The organism is Brevibacillus sp. NRRL NRS-603, assembly GCF_003013445.1.
Classification (GTDB): Bacteria; Bacillota; Bacilli; order Brevibacillales; family Brevibacillaceae; genus Brevibacillus; species Brevibacillus formosus.
Genome location: NZ_PXZN01000011.1, coordinates 171,425 through 187,946 on the forward strand (window position 1 = coordinate 171,425; position 16,522 = coordinate 187,946).

A 16,522-nucleotide genomic window follows, 5' to 3' on the forward strand; every position below is an offset into this window, starting at 1 on the left:
AAAGATAGCTCTTAGGGAGGAAATCAAACCATGTTTTCCATGAAAAAGACTGGAACGATTCTATGTGCATTGACTATCGGTTTGTCAGGAGTGTTGGCTGGGTGCGGATCATCTGGAAAAGAACAGTCTGCTAGTACTGGCAGCACTTCTCAGCCAGCAGCGTCTACAGCATCCAGCGGCCCTGTCGAAATTGATTTCTGGTATGCGTTGGGTGGCGTTCGTGGGAAAACAATTGAGGATATGGTCAAAAAATTCAATGAAACACATAAAGATATTGTCGTAAAACCAGCCTACCAAGGTGCGTATCAAGAGAACCACTCCAAAGTACTGGCATCTGTAGCAGCGGGCAACAATCCAGATGTCACGATGGTCGAGATCGCTTCGATCGCAGCATTTGCGGATGCAAAGGTTTTGGAAGATCTGACTCCCTACTCGCAAGGGGATGAAAAGAAGTACATTCCAGGTCTCATGAAAAACTCTTATTGGAATGACAAACTGTACGCAGTGCCATTTAACCGCTCCACTCCACTGCTGTACATCAACCGTGATATGTTAAAAGAAGCAGGACTTGATTCAAACGGTCCGAAAACATGGGATGAGCTCGTTAGCTTCTCGCAAAAGCTGAGCAAAAAAGAGGGAGACAAAATTACCCGGTACGGCTTCTCGACGCCTGTTGATATCTGGTTCTACGAAGCGCTTGTTTTCCAAGGTGGGGGCAACATCCTGAGCGAGAACGGCAAGGAGCTGACGATCAACAACGAAGCGGGAAAAGCACCGCTTGAGCTCTGGTCCAAAATGGTGAGGGAAGGTATCATGAAAAACCCTCCAGGAGAGAACTACAATGCGTGGGATGTAGCGGAGCAAGACTTCCTGAATCAAAAAGTGGGCATGATTTTCACCTCGACAGGCTCCTTGACGGAATTGAAGAAAAATGCCAAATTTGACATGGGTGCAGCCTTCCTGCCAGCCAATAAAACGTTTGGTACGCCAACAGGCGGCGCGAATCTCGTGATGCTGGCGAAGTCGACCGATGCAGAGAAAAAAGCGGCGTGGGAATTCATGAAGTGGATGACCGATACCGAGCAAACGGTTCCGTGGTCCATCGCTTCCGGTTATATGCCTGTCACGACAGAAGCTATCGATTCTGCTGAAATGAAGGCATTCTATGAAAAAGAACCAAACTTCAAGGTTGCGGTAGATCAGCTGCAATACGGCTATCCTCGTCCAATGGCTCCAGGCTACAAGGAATTGCAGGATGTGATTCAAAAAGAACTGCAGCGTGCGATGCTTGGCCAAGCGACAGTAGATGAAGCGATGCAGGCGGCAACGGAAAAAGGCAGCAAGCTTTTGAAAAAATAATAGAAAGAAATGATAGAGGAGCTGGCGAAATGAACATTTGTATGGCACATCGCGGGTGGTCAGGCAAAGCCCCGGAGAATACAATGACAGCGATTCGACTGGCTTTGGCAGAGCCAGCTATCAAAGCAATGGAAATTGATGTTCAACTGACCCGTGACGGTGTTCCGGTGCTGATTCATGACTTTACGCTGGAACGCACGACCAATGGCCGCGGTCTGGTCATGGACCATACTTTGGCAGAGCTGCGTGAGCTGGATGCAGGGAGCTGGTTTGACGACAAGTTTGTGGGCGAGCGCATCCCTACACTGGAGGAAGTGTTGATCGCAGTAAAAGGTCGCTGCACGCTAAATATTGAGCTGAAAGCAACAAGTGACATGTATCCTGGTATCGCAGAAAAGGTGCTCGCGCTTGTAGAAAAGCATGGAATGAAGCAAGAGGTGTACCTGACTTCATTTGACCATGATTTGATCCGTCACGTTCGCACGCTCGATCAAGAAGTGCAGACAGGCCTGATTGTATATGGTCGCCCTGTACTCATGCTGGAACAGATGGAGGCAGCGGGTGCTACGATCCTCTCCATGGGATATCCGTTTCTGAATCGTGAGCTAACAGTAGCCGCGATTGAAAAAGGCTTCAAAGTCATTGCATGGACGCTAGATGATCCGAAGCATATCCGCGAAGTCATTTCGTGGCATCCTCAGGTTCAAATTTGCACCAACCATCCTGACCGGATGTGGGAGTTTGTATAAGCGCAAACAGGAAAGAGCCGCCGGGCAACATGCAAGGCGGCTTTCCTTTTTTGCTGTTTGGACTATATCTTGAATTTGCTTACATGAGATTGCAGTTCTTCGGCTATTCTTGCCAAAGAAGTAGCTGATGAACTGACTTCTTCCATAGCTGCCAGCTGTTCTTCTGTGGCGGCCGACACGCTTTGTGTTCCGTCAGCAGAATTCTCCGCTACTTCTTCAATGACACTGACCAATTCTACTACCTGTTTGGTGCCAAAAGACATTTGCTCAGAATAAGCCTTTACTTCTTGAATTTGGCTTGCTACTTGCGTGACAGCATCTTGGATCTGTTCGAAGGACTTGCCTGCATTGTTAACGACAGTAAGTCCAGTGGCGACCTCTTTGGTGCCCTGTTCCATCGAAAGGACAGCCTGGTTTGATTCGAGCTGAATCGTCGTAATCAACAGTTTGATCTGTTGCGCGGATTGCGCGGACTGCTCAGCCAATTTGCGCACTTCGTCTGCTACAACGGCGAATCCGCGCCCCTGTTCACCAGCTCTCGCCGCTTCAATCGCTGCGTTAAGCGCTAACAGATTTGTTTGTTCAGCAATGGCGGTGATGACTTGTACGATTTGTCCGATTTCCTGCGAGCTGTTTCCTAATCGTTTGACGATATCGGCAATGTTGCCGACAGTGTTCTCGATCGATTGCATCTGGCTGATAACGACCTGAAGGGCTTGATTGCCTTCCACTGCAATTTGGGAAGCGCCCAAAGCTGATTCGGCAGCTTGCTGTGCATTTGTGGCAACCTGTTGAGCTCCTGTCGATACACCTTGAATTGCGGTGACACTTTCCTCTACACTCTTCACTTGCTTTTCCGCACCGTAAGCTACTTCCTGAATCGTTATGGCGATTTGCTCGGTAGCCTTGCTCGTATGGTCGGCGTTGACTGACAATTCCTCTGCTGAAGAAGCGAGGTCTGAAGCTGTATCATTAACTTGTTGAATAATCGTTCGCAGGTTGAGCACCATTGTGTTTACTGATTGGGATAGCTGTCCAACCTCATCCTTGGTTCGAATTTGCAAGGGCTGTACAGTCAGTTCACCCTCGGAAATGCGGTTAGCCACAGAGGCAACTGCCGCAATAGGGCGTGAGATTTGTCGGGAAACAGCGTATGCGATTGCGGTCACGACAGCAACAACAACGATGACAATGATCCTAACCATGGTGGTAACGGATGAAACCGCAGACGTTATGGATTCGACAGGGATATGCAGATACAAACCAAAGTTGGTCTTGGGAATGGGGGAATAGGTGACAACGTATTCCTTGCCATTGTCCGAGTAGCTGTATGAGCCCTTTTCCGTTTTTCCTGATTTCAGGATTTCCATCAATGGTTGCGGCAGAGCGGATTCCTCAAGCGGCTTTCCGATCAGATCCTGGGTAGGATGGTACTGAATTTGATCCTTGTTATCAACGAGAATCGGATAACCATCGTTTCCAACTTTCAAATCCTTGAGAAATGTTGCTGTGAAGTCATCTACATTGACGAGCCCGGTCAAGACACCGAGCTTCTCATTGTTTTTCGTTTTTACAGGGGAAGCGACGATGATAGAGCGATTGCCGGTTGTCTTCGCAACAAGAACATCGGAGAAGCTGGGCTTGTCCTGCATACCGTCTTTGAAGAATTGGCGCTCGCCAAGATTGATTCCAACGCTTTTCGGGAACGTATCAGCCGTTACTTTTCCATCGCTTGCGATAAACGTATTTCCGTCATACAGTTTCATTTCCTCGGTAAACTTGCGGATAAATTCGTTTTTTGCCGCTGCATCATCGGATTGAATATCCGAGGTGCGGGCTAAAATCTGAATTTCTGTCATACGCCGGTCCAGATATTGATCCATAGCTATGGCTGTACTGGAAGTAAGGTCAACATAGGATGATTTTTGTTTATCAATCAGAATGGATGAAAAGCTGTTCGTGATAAACAAAGAAACGGCAGTAAGTGGAATGACAGCCACGACGAGAAACCAAAGGATCATTTTGTTCCTAAGCTTGTTGAACAAAAACATAGGTTTTTCCACTCCTAATCCGTGATTGCAAAATAGAAACAGGTAGACTGCTGAGATTTACTCAGCAGTCTGACAAAATATTAGTATCCCATTGCTGCGCCTTCACCGCGAGGGTCAGCACCGCCAAATTTTACATTGGTTTGCGGGTCAATCAGGATTGCGCCGGACTGTCCCATCGCGTCGGTATAGGCTGCTTCCAGCTTTTCGACTGGATGCCCACGTTTTATTAACTCGTCCAGGACTTCTTGAGGGATGCGGCTTTCCACCTTGAGATTGTTGGAAGCAGATCCCCAGTTGCGTCCATGCAGCCATCTTGGCGCTTCGATTGCGTCTTGCACGCTGAAACCAAAGTCGACGATACGCGTGACGAGAGCGGCTTGCGTTTGCGGCTGTCCTTCTCCCCCTTGTGTTCCGTAGAGAAGATAAGGCTTGTCCCCTTTAAAGAGCATAGCCGGGTTAATTGTGTGGAAGGTACGTTTTCCTGGTTCCAAATGATTGATGTGTTTGGGATCCAAAGAGAAATAGCTTCCGCGGTTTTGCAAAAGGACGCCTGTATCTTTCGCTACGATGCCGGAACCCCAGTCAAAATAGTGACTTTGAATGATGGACACGGCATTTCCATCTTTGTCGACGATCCCGAACCAGGTTGTATCGCCTTTTGGATCAAGTGGTTCTACAGATTTGGCGGCTTGCTTCATATCAATGCGCGCAGCTAAATCTTTCCCGTGCTGCTTGGACAACAGCTCATCCACAGGGATATCCACAAAGGCAGGGTCAGTTAGCCATTTGTCGCGGTCAGCAAAAGCTTGTTTGGTTGCTTCTACAATCGTGTGATAGTAATCGGGTGTTCCTTCACCCATGCTCTTGAGGTCAAAGTTATTCAAAACATTAAGAATAGAGAGTGATGCCATGCCTTGAGAGTTCGGTGGAACGTTATACGCTTTGTATCCTCGGTAGTCTACCGTAATTGGATCTGCCCAAGTGGAGGTGTGCTTCTCAAAATCTTTCAACGTGAGCAATCCGCCGTTGGCTTGCATGTCTGCTACGATTTTTTTAGCAACTTCTCCTTTATAAAAACCGTCAGCGCCTTTTTTTGCAATGATTCGCAAAGTATTGGCAAGGTCCTTTTGTTTGAGAATTTCCCCTGCTGCATAAGGATCGCCGTTGGGCTTCAGGAATGTTTTACGGAATCCATCAAAACGTTGAAGATTCTTCAAGTCATTGTCAGTTGGATCTGTCGCGTATTTCGTCCAATATACTTGGTTGGGAGAGACTGGATATCCGTTCTCGGCGTATCCAATGGCAGGCTCCAGCAGTCTGCTCCATTGAAGCTTGCTGTTTCCCATTTTTTTGTGTGCGTAGTTGTACGCCTCCCACCAGCCGGAGACCACACCAGGGACAGTGTTTGCTGATTCATAACCGCGGGACGGGATTTTTTCGTAGCCCTTGCCTTTGTAATAGTCGATGGTTGCCTTTTCGCCTGCGCGACCACTGCCGTTCAGCGCCTTCAGCTCTTTTGTTTTGGCATTGTAGATGAGCCAGAAGTTATCTCCGCCAATGGTTGTGTAATGGGGATAGACAACAGCTAAGGTGGAAGCGGCTGTAATAGCAGCATCTACTGCATTTCCACCGTCTTCCAAAGTCTTCAGGGCCGCAGCCGTAGCCAGATAGTGAGGAGTCGTCACCATTGCGTTCGGTGACATCGATGTTGGACGGTTAGCAGCTTGTGCTCCAGAGAATGTTGATACCCCGATGACAGCAGTCAGCGCGACGGTCGAGAGTTTCTTCCAGAATGACATTCCTATGAAACCTCCTTCATGATGAATAATATAATGATTCATTAAACCGGCTATCCGCTGTTGCCTCACCTCCTTTAAAAGTTAAAAATACACAAACATACAAAAGTAGACAAAAATAGACATTGTGAGCGCAAAAAAAGACCAATGATATAGGATCATTGGTCTCGTCCTACATCAATACTTCGGTAGCTGGCAAGCGTGTCCGCTGTTGCGGAGGTAGCCCCTGTAGCTTTGCGTCGCCGGATTTCCCCGGGTATGCCGTTTCGATATCAATGGGTGAAGCATAAAATGACACAATACTGATTCTATCGTTGTGGGAAAATGTTCCTAAAACTCCGTTTGCCAATAATATAGACTATTTACCATTTGTGGTAAATAAGAAAAAATTTTTAATCCGGAAAAATAGCCAGGAATAGCATGGGGATGGTTGTTTTTCGCAGACATTCACACACCTCCTGGGGCAAAACTGCTTATGATGATAAAAAGGCACATTCGCCAAGGAGTGAAACAAAGACCATGATGCATCCCGATACAGAATTGCGCTATATCAACGATGAGATCGGGTACGGTGTGTTTGCGACAAGGTTTATCCCAAAAGGAACGATTGTATGGGCACAGGATGATTTGGACCAGGTATTGGACCCTGCGTTTGTGGAAAGACTTGACTCATTACGAAAACAGGACGTACAAAAATATTCGTTTAAGAACCAGCTCGGAAGGTACATTCTTTGTTGGGATAAGGCAAGGTACGTGAACCACAGCTTTCATGCGAATTGTGTGCCGACCATGTATGATATGGAATTGGCTGCACGGGATATTTTTCCGGGAGAAGAGCTGACAGATGATTATGGAACGTTAAATTTGGATGAACCTTTCGATTGTTTGCCCGAGTCCGACACGGACCGATCCCGCGTAATGCCCGATGACTTGCTTCGGTATTACCCGCGGTGGGATCGTATTGCAGCGGAAGCATTCCAACGCTTCAATCATGTTGAACAGCCTTTGCTGCATCTGATTTCCCCGAAGCATCTCGAAACGATTCGTGGGATCACGGAGCAGCGCTTAGCCATTGATTCTGTCATTCACCTGTATTGCAGGTCACAATGGCAAACGAGGCAGCAATGGGAGACGTGAGCGGGTCGGTCAACGACCCGATTTTGTTGAACTCTGGGTAGAGAATCAGTATTATGGAATGTAAAGGTGAAGTGAAAGGTTGATTTCATTGGAAAACAAGGTAGCGGCATCCAATTTTATCCGCAATATCATGATTGATGACTTGCAAGAGGGCAAAGTAAAGGAAATCATTACCCGCTTTCCCCCAGAACCGAACGGGTATCTTCATATTGGACATGCAAAAGCGATCTGCCTCAATTTTGAGCTGGCTCGAGAATTCTCTGGCAAGGCCAACCTGCGTTTTGACGATACCAACCCGGTGAAGGAAGACATCGAATACGTAGAGGCCATCAAAAGGGACGTTCAATGGCTTGGCTTCGAATGGGACGGGTTGTTTTTTGCATCTGATTACTTTGAAGAGATGTACAACCGTGCGGTGCTTTTGATTAAAAAAGGTCTGGCTTACGTAGACGATCTGTCTCCAGAAGAAATGCGTAAAATGCGTGGAACGTGGACAGAGCCAGGCACAGATAGTCCGTTCCGCAATCGGTCTGTGGAGGAAAACCTGGACCTGTTTGCACGTATGCGCCAAGGTGAATTCAAGGACGGGGAAAAGGTGCTGCGTGCGAAAATCGACATGGCTTCTCAGAACTTCAACATGCGTGATCCGGTTCTCTATCGGATCTCCCATGCAACGCATCACAACACGGGCGACAAATGGTGTATTTATCCGATGTACGACTTCGCTCATCCGTTGGAGGATGCTATTGAGGGCGTGACACACTCCTTGTGCTCACTGGAATTCGAAGATCATCGCCCGTTGTACGACTGGGTAGTACGCGAGTGCGAAATGGAGAAGGTACCGCACCAGTACGAATTTGCTCGCTTGAACCTGACGAACACCGTTATGAGTAAACGGAAGCTGAAACAGCTTGTCGATGAGAATGTAGTAGACGGCTGGGATGACCCGCGCATGCCAACCATCGCAGGCTTCCGTCGTCGCGGCTATACACCGGAAGCGATTCGTACATTCGCTCGTGAGGTAGGGGTAGCGCGCGCGAACAGCACCGTTGACGAGAAAATGCTGGAGTATTTCATCCGTGAAGACCTGAAGCTAAAGGCACCACGTACGATGGCTGTTTTGAATCCGTTGAAGGTCGTCATCACGAACTATCCGGAAGGACAAGTCGAGATGCTCGAAGCGGAGATTAATCCAGAGAACCCAGAGATGGGCAATCGTCAAATTCCGTTCTCCCGCGAAATCTACATTGAGCAGGACGACTTCATGGAAAACCCGCCGAGCAAGTACTTCCGCCTGTTCCCGGGAAATGAAGTGCGTCTGAAGCACGCGTACTTCATTAAATGCAATGACGTTGTGAAGGATGCAGACGGCAACGTGATCGAGATCCATTGCACGTATGATCCTGAGACGAAGAGCGGCAGCGGTTTTACAGGTCGTAAGGTAAAAGGTACAATTCACTGGGTGGATGCGACCAATGCCATTCCTGCTGAATTCCGTTTGTATGAGCCATTGATTATGGATGATGAAGACGCAGAGGGCACGTTCCTCGACAACGTTAACCCGAATTCGTTGGAAGTGCTGCAAGGCTATGTGGAGCCAAATATGAAAGAAACCAAGCCACAAGACAAGTATCAATTTTTCCGTCATGGCTATTTCAATGTCGATCCGAAGCATACGACAGAGGATAAGCTCGTATTCAACCGGATTGTATCGTTGAAGAGTTCCTTTGAACTGCCAAAAGCATAAGAAATACCATATAAATCAAGCGCTGCTGTGCATGGAGAACCCGTGTGCAGCGGCGCTTTTATCTTTCGTCATTATAAATCAGCGTGTATAATTATTCTGTTACATAAAGGGGGACAGGCAGTGAACGGGAGAGCAGAACTAACACGTAGTTTGAAGTTGCGGCATATTGTCGTAATTGGACTGGGCTACATGGCCCCGATGGCCGTTTTTGACACCTTTGGCATTGTTTCTGGAGAAACGGGGGGGCACGTTCCTGCTGCTTATGCAGTCACACTTCTTGCGATCCTGTTTACGGCGGCAAGCTACGGAAAGATGGTACGGCTATTCCCTACAGCAGGGACCGCGTACACGTATACACAACAAACGATCCATCCCTTTGCAGGATTTTTGGTAGGCTGGGCGTCATTGCTGGATTATTTGTTTTTACCGATGATTAACGCTTTGTTGACTGGGGTTTACCTATCATCTGTGTTTCCTGATGTGTCGACAGCGTGGTGGATTATTGGCTTCATTGTTTTGGTGACGGGGTTAAACGTATTTCGGGTGACGGTGACTGCATCCGTCAACTCGATTTTGGTGCTGTTTCAAGTCGTGGTCGTCGTGTTGTTTGCGGGATTGGCAATCCGTGGTCTAATGCAAGGTGACGGACTTGGTCAAGTATTCAATCTGCGTCCATTTCTGTCACCGGATATGTCTGTCATTGCACTGCTTTCCGGTGCGTCGATTCTTTGCTTTTCCTTCCTTGGCTTTGATGCAGTAACCACGCTAACGGAGGAAACCGTCGATGCGAAAAAGACGATTCCCCGCGGGATTATGCTCGTAGCACTCGCAGGAGGAGCGTTGTTTATTACGGCATCTTATTTCATGCAATCATTATTTCCTGATGTTTCGGTATTGTCTGATCCAGAAGCTGCCTCTGCGGAGATTGCTTTGTTTATCGGTGGGACGATCTTTCAAATGGTGTTTTTGGCGGCAGCGTTGTCTTCGACACTGGCATCCGGGCTCGTATCTGTCACGAGCGTAACCCGCTTGTTGTACGCAATGGGACGAGATGGATTTTTGCCGCGAAGCTGGTTCGGTTATGTACATCCAAAGCTGAGAACGCCTTTATTTAACGTCTTACTGGTCGGAGCGTTGATGCTGTTCGCTCTGTATTTGGATTTATTAACGGCAACTTCCTTTATTAACTTCGGTGCCCTGATCGCCTTTAGCTTTGTGAACATCAGCGTAATGGCGTACTATTTCCGCAAACAAAAGAACAAGCATGTCAAGGATTGGTGGGGCTTCGTGCTGTCTCCACTCATCGGGACCGCGTTCATCGCGTTTCTGTGGGTCAACCTGGAAGCAACGTCCATGATGCTCGGCTTGCTCTGGACCTTTGTCGGCCTGATCTATTTGTTGTATTTGGTGAAAGTCAAGAAAACCAACTTGGAAATGGTGAGGTTTGAGGAGCAGTAGCTGTAGTGGGGAAGAAGTGCATTTCCAGTCTGCGCTTCGGCCTACGCCCCGCAAGGGGGATTGACTGTCCGCTCCGGAATAAATGGCGGGAGCGCTTCAAACGTAGAAGTTTCGAGGAAGTTATTCATAAGTGAAGCTTAAATTCCCCGCCATTTATTCCGAAGCTAGGCTGGGCTCCAGAGGCGCTTGGACTGGAAATGCACTTCTTCTAACGTGGGATTTAAATAATATTTGAAAGTGAATTCAGGAGGGAGAGAACAATGATTCTCTCTCTTTTTTGTCTTTATCCTCCAGATTCACCCCAATTAAAGCAGGGGGAAAACAATCAGCTCGCAGAGGAAACAGGGGAAATAAGCGAAGATCTTAGGGACACCGACCGAGACGGAATGCAAAAAGCGAAACACGCCTTTAAGCGTCCACCTCTGAAACACATCCTGATTGGACCACTTTGGACGCGGTTTCGCTTTTTGCATGGAGTCGTGCGGTCAATCCCCCAGGGGGTGGCCCTAGAAGCTGAGCGTTTTCTCCTGTTTCCTCCCCACCACTACAGCCAGAACAAAGAAGTGTATTACCCACCCTCTTCTAGACGATCAAGTAAAGAGAGAGTAAACTGGCTAGAGGAATATTCCAAACATTAACGTTTGACACGAGGAGGGTTTATTCTGATGCTTTCGACTCTGTTCCGGCGGAAATGGACGACAGTAGATTACGTCCTGATTGTCGTCACTGCCGCGCTCTACGCTGTTGCCATTATTATGCTTGCCAATATCAAGCTTATTCCTTCTGTACCGATCCGTCCAGCCAATGCCCTTCAGCCCGTATTTGGCATGTTATTCGGCTTGCCGGGATGCATAGGCCTTGCCTTTGGAAATATGGTCAGTGATTTGTTAACCGGAAGCGCCCCGCCTCATGCGATCGCGGTCGGTTTCTTTTCTAATTTTATGGGGGGCTTTATCGGGTTGCTTGCTGTGAGTCACCCTGCACTGAAAACAAAGCGGAGCGTCCTTCAATATATCGTGTTTGTTGTCATAATCAGCTCGATTGTGGTAGCCTCCGCGATTTTGATTAACGTGGCGCTGGGTCTGACACCAAAAGAAGTGGCGGTCTGGTACATCCCAACCGTGTTCTTGAACCAAGCTATTTCAACGGCGATTCTGGGGCCAATCCTCTTGAAGCTGTTGTACCCATTCGTGAAGCGCTCTGGACTATACCGAGGCCGTCCCTTGCAGGAATTCAACTACCTCGGAAATGAAAGCAGGATTGCAAGGTGAAAACAGAACCATTGCTGCGAGTAAACGGAGTCTATTGGCACTATGAAGAGGGAGCAATGCCTGCGCTAGCGGACATTCATCTGGCGCTTTATCCAGGGGAAGTGGTCGGCGTTGTCGGGCCTGCTGCCGCAGGGAAAACGACACTGCTATTGACGATGTCAGGTCTGATTCCGTCTAACTACGGTGGACAGTTCGTGGGGAGTGTCGAGTCCAAAAGTGAGCAAGGCATCGTCTTTCAGGACCCAGAAACCCAGTTCATCGGGCTGACCGTCGAAGAGGAGCTTGCTTTCTCCCTTGAGAATGCCGGGTGGTCGGACGAGCGAATAGAGCGACGAATGGCAGATGTACTCGATCTGATCGGCTTGAACGGCTTTGCGAATCGTTCGCCTCTTGAGCTGTCGGGGGGAGAAAAGCAGAGGGTTGCGATTGCATCCGCTCTCTCCCACAATCCGCAGGTGCTCATTTTGGATGAGCCTACTTCCGAGCTGGACCCGGTGGGAGCGCGGGAGGTTTTCTCGCTTCTTTCACGGCTGAAGCAGGAAAAAGAAATGACGATTGTGGTATCGTCCCATGCGACGGAAGAGCTCGCGGCTTTTTGCGACCGAATGATTCTGATTGCCGAGGGGAAAATCGTATTGGACCAGCCGACTCGCCAATTTTTTGCCCAAGTGGACGTGTTGGACGAGCATGGCATATTGGTCCCGGATGTCATCCGACTCTATCACATGCTATGCCAGGAAGGCGCCATTTCGGCATCCACTACTGGTGTGCCTTTGACTGTTGAAGAGCTGGCACTCCACTACAAGGAAGGACAGCTCGTTCAGGAGGGAAGCCTGTGAGTGTCGTTATTGAATTCGATGAGGTCTGGTATGGCTATGAAAAGGAAAAGCCGGTGCTGCACGGCGTTTCGCTCCAACTAATACAGGGAGAATTCGTCGCCATCATCGGGGGAAATGGTTCTGGTAAAACGACGTTGGCCAAGCATTGTAACGGCCTGTACAAGCCGACGCAGGGTGCCGTCAAAGTGAATGGTCTCGATACCAAGACGATGAATGTTGCCCAACTATCGAGAATCGTGGCATATTGCTATCAAAATCCTGATCATCAAATCTTTCATTCGACCATAAAGGCGGAGGTAGCATTCGGGCCCAAAAACATGGGCTGGCCGCCTGAAAAAATAGAGCAAGCTGTCGCGGAGGCGTTGGCAGCAGTGGGGTTATCCGACAAAGGCGAAGAAGAGCCCCATTTTTCGAGCAAAGGCACGCGGCAAAAAATCGCGGTGGCTTCGATTTTGGCGATGAAGCCGCAAGTGATCGTGCTGGACGAACCTACGACGGGTCTCGATTATCGTGGCATGCAAGAAATGATGGAGCTGGTGCGGCAGTTGCACGCGGAAGGCCATACCATTATCGTCATCACGCATGATATGCGTCTGGTGGCGGAGTACGCCCAGCGAGTGATCGTTATGCATAAAGGAAAGCTGCTATGTGACGGGGACCCACAGCACGTATTTTCACAGCCGCAAGTATTAGCTGCTGCCCAAGTAGAAGCACCTGCCATGTATCGTTTCGGGAAAGCAGTGGATGTCCATAATCCGATTCCACTCACGCTGACAGCGATGAAAAAACAGCTGCTGGGGGAGGGGAAGTAAGATGAGGAATGCCCATCCGAGCTACGCGCTGCTTGTATTCGTTTTGCTGGGCCTGCTCCCTTTTTTATTCCAGGACCCCCGCGCGCTTATCATTCTGTTGGCGATAAACATCGCGCTGATTGCCAAGCTAGGCTGGGAGCGCTCCATGATGAAGGCGTATGTATTGGTTGGTGGAATCGGTTCGTGCTTTGCTGTGATTACGTGGCTGCCATTTACCAATGCAGGCACTCCGTACTGGAGCAGCACGATTCCGGTGATCCACTATCCCGTGCAAATTACGGATGTCGGTGTCTTATGGGCATTGGGAATGGGACTACGACTGGCAAATGTCGCGTTATTGTCGATGTACTATGTGTTTACAACTTCCCCCAGAGAAATAGCGATGGGACTTCGTGGGATTGGCGTTCCGTTTTCGGTCAGCTATTTGCTCTCACTTATTTTTCGTTTTATCCCCCTCGTCAAAAATGATTTGGCGATCATTCGAGAAGCGCAGATGGTACGAGGGATGTCGACAAGCGAAGGGAATGTTCCGGAACGCATCAGGAAGTACAGCTATTTACTCGTACCGCTCATCTTCAACTCACTCAAGCGTGTGCAACTGATCGCGAATGCACTGGATGCCAAAGGCTTTCGCATGCGTAACAGTCAGCATCGGTTTTACCGCAGCAAACGGTGGAAAAAGACGGAAATAATCACACTAATGGCTGGTGCATGTATCGTCGCCGCACTATTTTATATCGCCAGGTTACATCCCGATCATATTGGCGTGCTGATTCCGGGGCGTATTTAGTAAGGAGGCAAGCAAAATGAACGAAGCATTGTTCTCGCAGGTCAATCGATTGCAGGTAGAAGGGGGCACGCTGGAGTACGGCGTCACAGGAAAGCCAGATGCACCTGCCCTGCTGCTTTTGCATGGCATTCGCAACACCAAGCTGCTGTTTGCGCCCATCTTGTCAGCATTGGCAGAGGAATATCGGGTGATTGCGGTAGATATCCGCGGTCACGGGAATTCTGTGAGCCAGGGTTCCTTTTCGTTTGAGGGGATCGTAACAGATTTGATTCAACTCATGGAGAAAGAACAGCTCGAACAAGTAACGATTGTTGCAGCGTCCTTTTCTGCTGTGCCTGCCCAGATGCTAGCGATTCGCGAGCCCAAGCGCGTAGCTTCGCTCATATTGCTGGATGGAGGCTACTATTCCTTGGGAGAAGTGCCCGGGTTCAATAGGGAGAAGGTTGTCGAGAGGCTGGCTACCACGCGGTTTTCTTCCGTAGAGGAAGCAGAAAGGCAATTCGCAGAGCGGTATGGTACGAGAGTGATGCCAGAGGGCTGGATGCAAGAGGAGCTTGTGAAAAAGGAAGACGGAAGCTACGGTTACCGTTTGCCGAGGGAGGCGTTCTCGGCCTATTTCCAAGAGTACAGCGTTCATTGCCAACCGGAACTGTTCCAACAGCTGACATGCCCCGTGCTTTTACTACTGGCTGATGACGGCTTGTTGTCAAAAGAAGAGCAGCAGTTTCATCGTCAGGCAGTTGCTACCTATCAGGGAATGGTGAAGCAGGCCAAGGTGAAAATGATACCGAAAGCACAGCATTTGCTGATGGTGACGCATCCGCAAGAGATCGTGAACGAAATCCATGATTTTTTATCGAAATAAGGGAAGGGACAAGCGAGTTGGCTTGTCCCTTTTTCTTTGTTTACCGCTTCGCTTCACGAATGAGCACGTTCAACTGTTCTGCCATGGCTTGCTGATTTTTTTGCTCCCTCATGTGCTTTTTCACCGTTTCTAGCGCTTTGATGCCTTTTTTCGAGTTCACGACCTTCACAGGTGTATCCGTTCCGTAGATACGCTCGATTTGGGTGCGAGCTTGTGCGAATGTGTTCTGATGATCGCTCGTACCCAATGTCCCTGCCGTTCCGCTCCCCGATTTTGTATGGGAAGGATCATGCCCGCGACTGGAGCTACCGGAGTAATTGCTGATGAGATGAGACTGCATCGGGTCCATTTGATTGATCGATTGGGCATTGGCAGTAGAAGGGGCCAAGTAGATGGCATCATTCACAATCAACGCCTGGACGCCGTGTACGCCCGCTGCCTTCAGTTGGGCTTCCAGCTTTGTAGAAGGACCTCCGGTGTGCAGGTGTGAGCTGCCCATGGAGCTGTATAGGGCATTGCCCATCCCGCTATACGTATGGCCTTGCGAATTTGTTGTGAATTTTTTGTCGCGGTCCACGCTGGGAATAACCGTTGCGTCATCTGGATTTGGTGTCAATGACTGAGTACGTGCTGGCGGTTGTGGTGTCGGAGCCGGGGCCGCTTGATTCACACAGGCTGTCAAAAGAAGGACAGCTCCTAATCCTGCGGTTCCTACCCATGTATGGAAGTGCTTCATCACGATCCCTCCAAGTCTTCCTGCTTAGATAAGATTATCCTTTGTTCTCTGCATGAAGTTATGAGTGGAGCATGCTGGAAAAATTTTTGTTAACCACGATTATCTTTTGGAAAAAATGCACAAAACAAAGGGAGGAAATCACTGGAGGTGGTCATTTTGGCAGAAGCAAACAACACGAATGAGCGGCCAGTATCCCGAAGGAACTTTTTGAAAAACTCCGGGCTGGTGCTCGGCAGTTTGGTCGTAGGGGGAGTGGCAGGGAGCTTGCTCCGCAGACCGGAAGCTCCGCCGCAACCGGGAGCAGCACCGCCCCCTTCCGCCGATTACAATCAGGCGCTCATGTTTTTTACGCCTGAGCAATTCAAGGTGGTGGATGCCGCTTGTGAGCGTATTTTTCCTGAGGATGAGCTGGGTCCGGGGGCGAAGGCACTTGGTGCAGCTTATTTCATTGACCACCAGCTAGCGGGTGATTGGGGCTTTAATGCTCGAGAATACATGCAAGCGCCCTTTTATCCGGGTGAGATTACACAGGGCTATCAAGGCAGGTTGAAACGAAGGGAAATATTCGATATCGGTCTTCAAGAGATGAACAACTACAGTAACAGTACCCATGGAAAACGGTTTTATGAACTCCCGCCGGAACAGCAGGACGCTGTCTTAAAGGCTTTTGAAACCGATGAAGTAAAACTGACGACCATTTCAGCGAGCACTTTTTTCAATATGCTGCGGGCCAGTACGATCGAAGGCGTTTATGCAGACCCTCTGTACGGAGGAAATAAAAATATGGATGGCTGGAAAATGAAGAATTTCCCAGGTAATCAGATGACGTATACACAGCTGATCGATAAGCCTGAGTTTGTGAAGATGGCTCCCTTAAGCTTGCGGGATCATCAACATTGAGGGAGGACGGTA

General features: G+C 48.9%; 15 protein-coding genes and 1 riboswitch. Of the genes, 12 read left to right on the forward strand and 3 right to left on the reverse strand.

Annotated elements, in window-relative coordinates; translation table 11 throughout:
• The first annotated feature begins 30 nt into the window (after window positions 1–30).
• Entirely contained in the window at window positions 31–1,359 is a 1,329-nt protein-coding gene (locus tag C7R94_RS06830; protein WP_106779351.1) for an ABC transporter substrate-binding protein, read from the forward strand.
• A gap of 29 nt (window positions 1,360–1,388) precedes the next feature.
• Complete coding sequence (locus C7R94_RS06835; protein WP_106779353.1) at window positions 1,389–2,108, forward strand: glycerophosphodiester phosphodiesterase; 720 nt, start codon at window positions 1,389–1,391, stop codon at window positions 2,106–2,108.
• Between the two features lie 62 nt (window positions 2,109–2,170).
• Here the strand turns inward: C7R94_RS06835 and C7R94_RS06840 are convergent, their stop codons facing one another.
• The gene (locus C7R94_RS06840; RefSeq protein WP_047069915.1) at window positions 2,171–4,159 is read right to left on the reverse strand and encodes a methyl-accepting chemotaxis protein; all 1,989 of its coding nucleotides are present in this window, start codon (window positions 4,157–4,159) and stop codon (window positions 2,171–2,173) included.
• 80 nt (window positions 4,160–4,239) lie between these two features.
• Window positions 4,240–5,958 (reverse strand): gamma-glutamyltransferase, encoded by a 1,719-nt coding sequence (gene ggt / locus C7R94_RS06845; protein WP_106779356.1) that lies wholly within the window; start codon window positions 5,956–5,958, stop codon window positions 4,240–4,242.
• A gap of 181 nt (window positions 5,959–6,139) precedes the next feature.
• A riboswitch (cyclic di-GMP riboswitch) is annotated at window positions 6,140–6,228 on the reverse strand.
• 246 nt (window positions 6,229–6,474) lie between these two features.
• Between ggt and C7R94_RS06850 the strand changes: the two genes are divergently transcribed.
• From C7R94_RS06850 to C7R94_RS06890, 9 genes are all read left to right on the forward strand, one after another.
• Complete coding sequence (locus C7R94_RS06850; protein WP_106779358.1) at window positions 6,475–7,092, forward strand: SET domain-containing protein; 618 nt, start codon at window positions 6,475–6,477, stop codon at window positions 7,090–7,092.
• A 79-nt stretch (window positions 7,093–7,171) separates the two neighbouring features.
• Window positions 7,172–8,839: a glutamine--tRNA ligase/YqeY domain fusion protein gene (locus tag C7R94_RS06855; protein WP_106779361.1), complete on the forward strand. Its 1,668-nt coding sequence runs from the start codon at window positions 7,172–7,174 to the stop codon at window positions 8,837–8,839.
• A 120-nt stretch (window positions 8,840–8,959) separates the two neighbouring features.
• Complete coding sequence (locus C7R94_RS06860) at window positions 8,960–10,297, forward strand: APC family permease (RefSeq protein WP_106779363.1); 1,338 nt, start codon at window positions 8,960–8,962, stop codon at window positions 10,295–10,297.
• A gap of 260 nt (window positions 10,298–10,557) precedes the next feature.
• Complete coding sequence (locus tag C7R94_RS06865) at window positions 10,558–10,935, forward strand: hypothetical protein (RefSeq protein ID WP_233220491.1); 378 nt, start codon at window positions 10,558–10,560, stop codon at window positions 10,933–10,935.
• A 27-nt stretch (window positions 10,936–10,962) separates the two neighbouring features.
• Window positions 10,963–11,568 (forward strand): QueT transporter family protein, encoded by a 606-nt coding sequence (locus C7R94_RS06870; RefSeq protein ID WP_106779365.1) that lies wholly within the window; start codon window positions 10,963–10,965, stop codon window positions 11,566–11,568.
• Window positions 11,565–12,407, forward strand: coding sequence for an energy-coupling factor ABC transporter ATP-binding protein (locus C7R94_RS06875; protein ID WP_106779367.1), 843 nt, complete (start codon window positions 11,565–11,567; stop codon window positions 12,405–12,407). Before C7R94_RS06870 ends, C7R94_RS06875 begins: the two co-directional genes overlap by 4 nt.
• Window positions 12,404–13,219, forward strand: a complete 816-nt coding sequence (locus C7R94_RS06880; protein WP_106779370.1) for an energy-coupling factor ABC transporter ATP-binding protein — start codon at window positions 12,404–12,406, stop codon at window positions 13,217–13,219. Before C7R94_RS06875 ends, C7R94_RS06880 begins: the two co-directional genes overlap by 4 nt.
• Before the next feature lies 1 nt (window position 13,220).
• Window positions 13,221–14,009: an energy-coupling factor transporter transmembrane component T gene (locus C7R94_RS06885; protein ID WP_106779372.1), complete on the forward strand. Its 789-nt coding sequence runs from the start codon at window positions 13,221–13,223 to the stop codon at window positions 14,007–14,009.
• A gap of 16 nt (window positions 14,010–14,025) precedes the next feature.
• Window positions 14,026–14,874 (forward strand): alpha/beta fold hydrolase, encoded by an 849-nt coding sequence (locus tag C7R94_RS06890; RefSeq protein ID WP_106779374.1) that lies wholly within the window; start codon window positions 14,026–14,028, stop codon window positions 14,872–14,874.
• A 40-nt stretch (window positions 14,875–14,914) separates the two neighbouring features.
• Here C7R94_RS06890 and C7R94_RS06895 read toward each other — a convergent pair whose 3' ends face one another.
• Window positions 14,915–15,610 carry a hypothetical protein gene (locus C7R94_RS06895; protein ID WP_106779377.1) on the reverse strand — a complete coding sequence of 232 codons (696 nt, stop codon included), beginning with the start codon at window positions 15,608–15,610 and terminating at the stop codon, window positions 14,915–14,917.
• Window positions 15,611–15,757: 147 nt separating this feature from the next.
• Here C7R94_RS06895 and C7R94_RS06900 point away from each other — a divergent pair, with 147 nt between their 5' ends.
• Window positions 15,758–16,510 (forward strand): gluconate 2-dehydrogenase subunit 3 family protein, encoded by a 753-nt coding sequence (locus tag C7R94_RS06900; RefSeq protein WP_106779380.1) that lies wholly within the window; start codon window positions 15,758–15,760, stop codon window positions 16,508–16,510.
• Window positions 16,511–16,522: the final 12 nt, after the last annotated feature.

Excerpts from the sequence above, each read along its gene's own strand:
- C7R94_RS06830 (WP_106779351.1), top strand. The coding sequence starts at position 31 with ATGTTTTCCATGAAAAAGACTGGAACGATTCTATGTGCATTGACTATC.
- C7R94_RS06835 (WP_106779353.1), top strand. The coding sequence starts at position 1,389 with ATGAACATTTGTATGGCACATCGCGGGTGGTCAGGCAAAGCCCCGGAG.
- C7R94_RS06840 (WP_047069915.1), bottom strand. The coding sequence starts at position 4,159 with ATGTTTTTGTTCAACAAGCTTAGGAACAAAATGATCCTTTGGTTTCTC.
- ggt (WP_106779356.1), bottom strand. The coding sequence starts at position 5,958 with ATGTCATTCTGGAAGAAACTCTCGACCGTCGCGCTGACTGCTGTCATC.
- C7R94_RS06850 (WP_106779358.1), top strand. The coding sequence starts at position 6,475 with ATGATGCATCCCGATACAGAATTGCGCTATATCAACGATGAGATCGGG.
- C7R94_RS06865 (WP_233220491.1), top strand. The coding sequence starts at position 10,558 with ATGATTCTCTCTCTTTTTTGTCTTTATCCTCCAGATTCACCCCAATTA.
- C7R94_RS06870 (WP_106779365.1), top strand. The coding sequence starts at position 10,963 with ATGCTTTCGACTCTGTTCCGGCGGAAATGGACGACAGTAGATTACGTC.
- C7R94_RS06885 (WP_106779372.1), top strand. The coding sequence starts at position 13,221 with ATGAGGAATGCCCATCCGAGCTACGCGCTGCTTGTATTCGTTTTGCTG.
- C7R94_RS06890 (WP_106779374.1), top strand. The coding sequence starts at position 14,026 with ATGAACGAAGCATTGTTCTCGCAGGTCAATCGATTGCAGGTAGAAGGG.
- C7R94_RS06895 (WP_106779377.1), bottom strand. The coding sequence starts at position 15,610 with ATGAAGCACTTCCATACATGGGTAGGAACCGCAGGATTAGGAGCTGTC.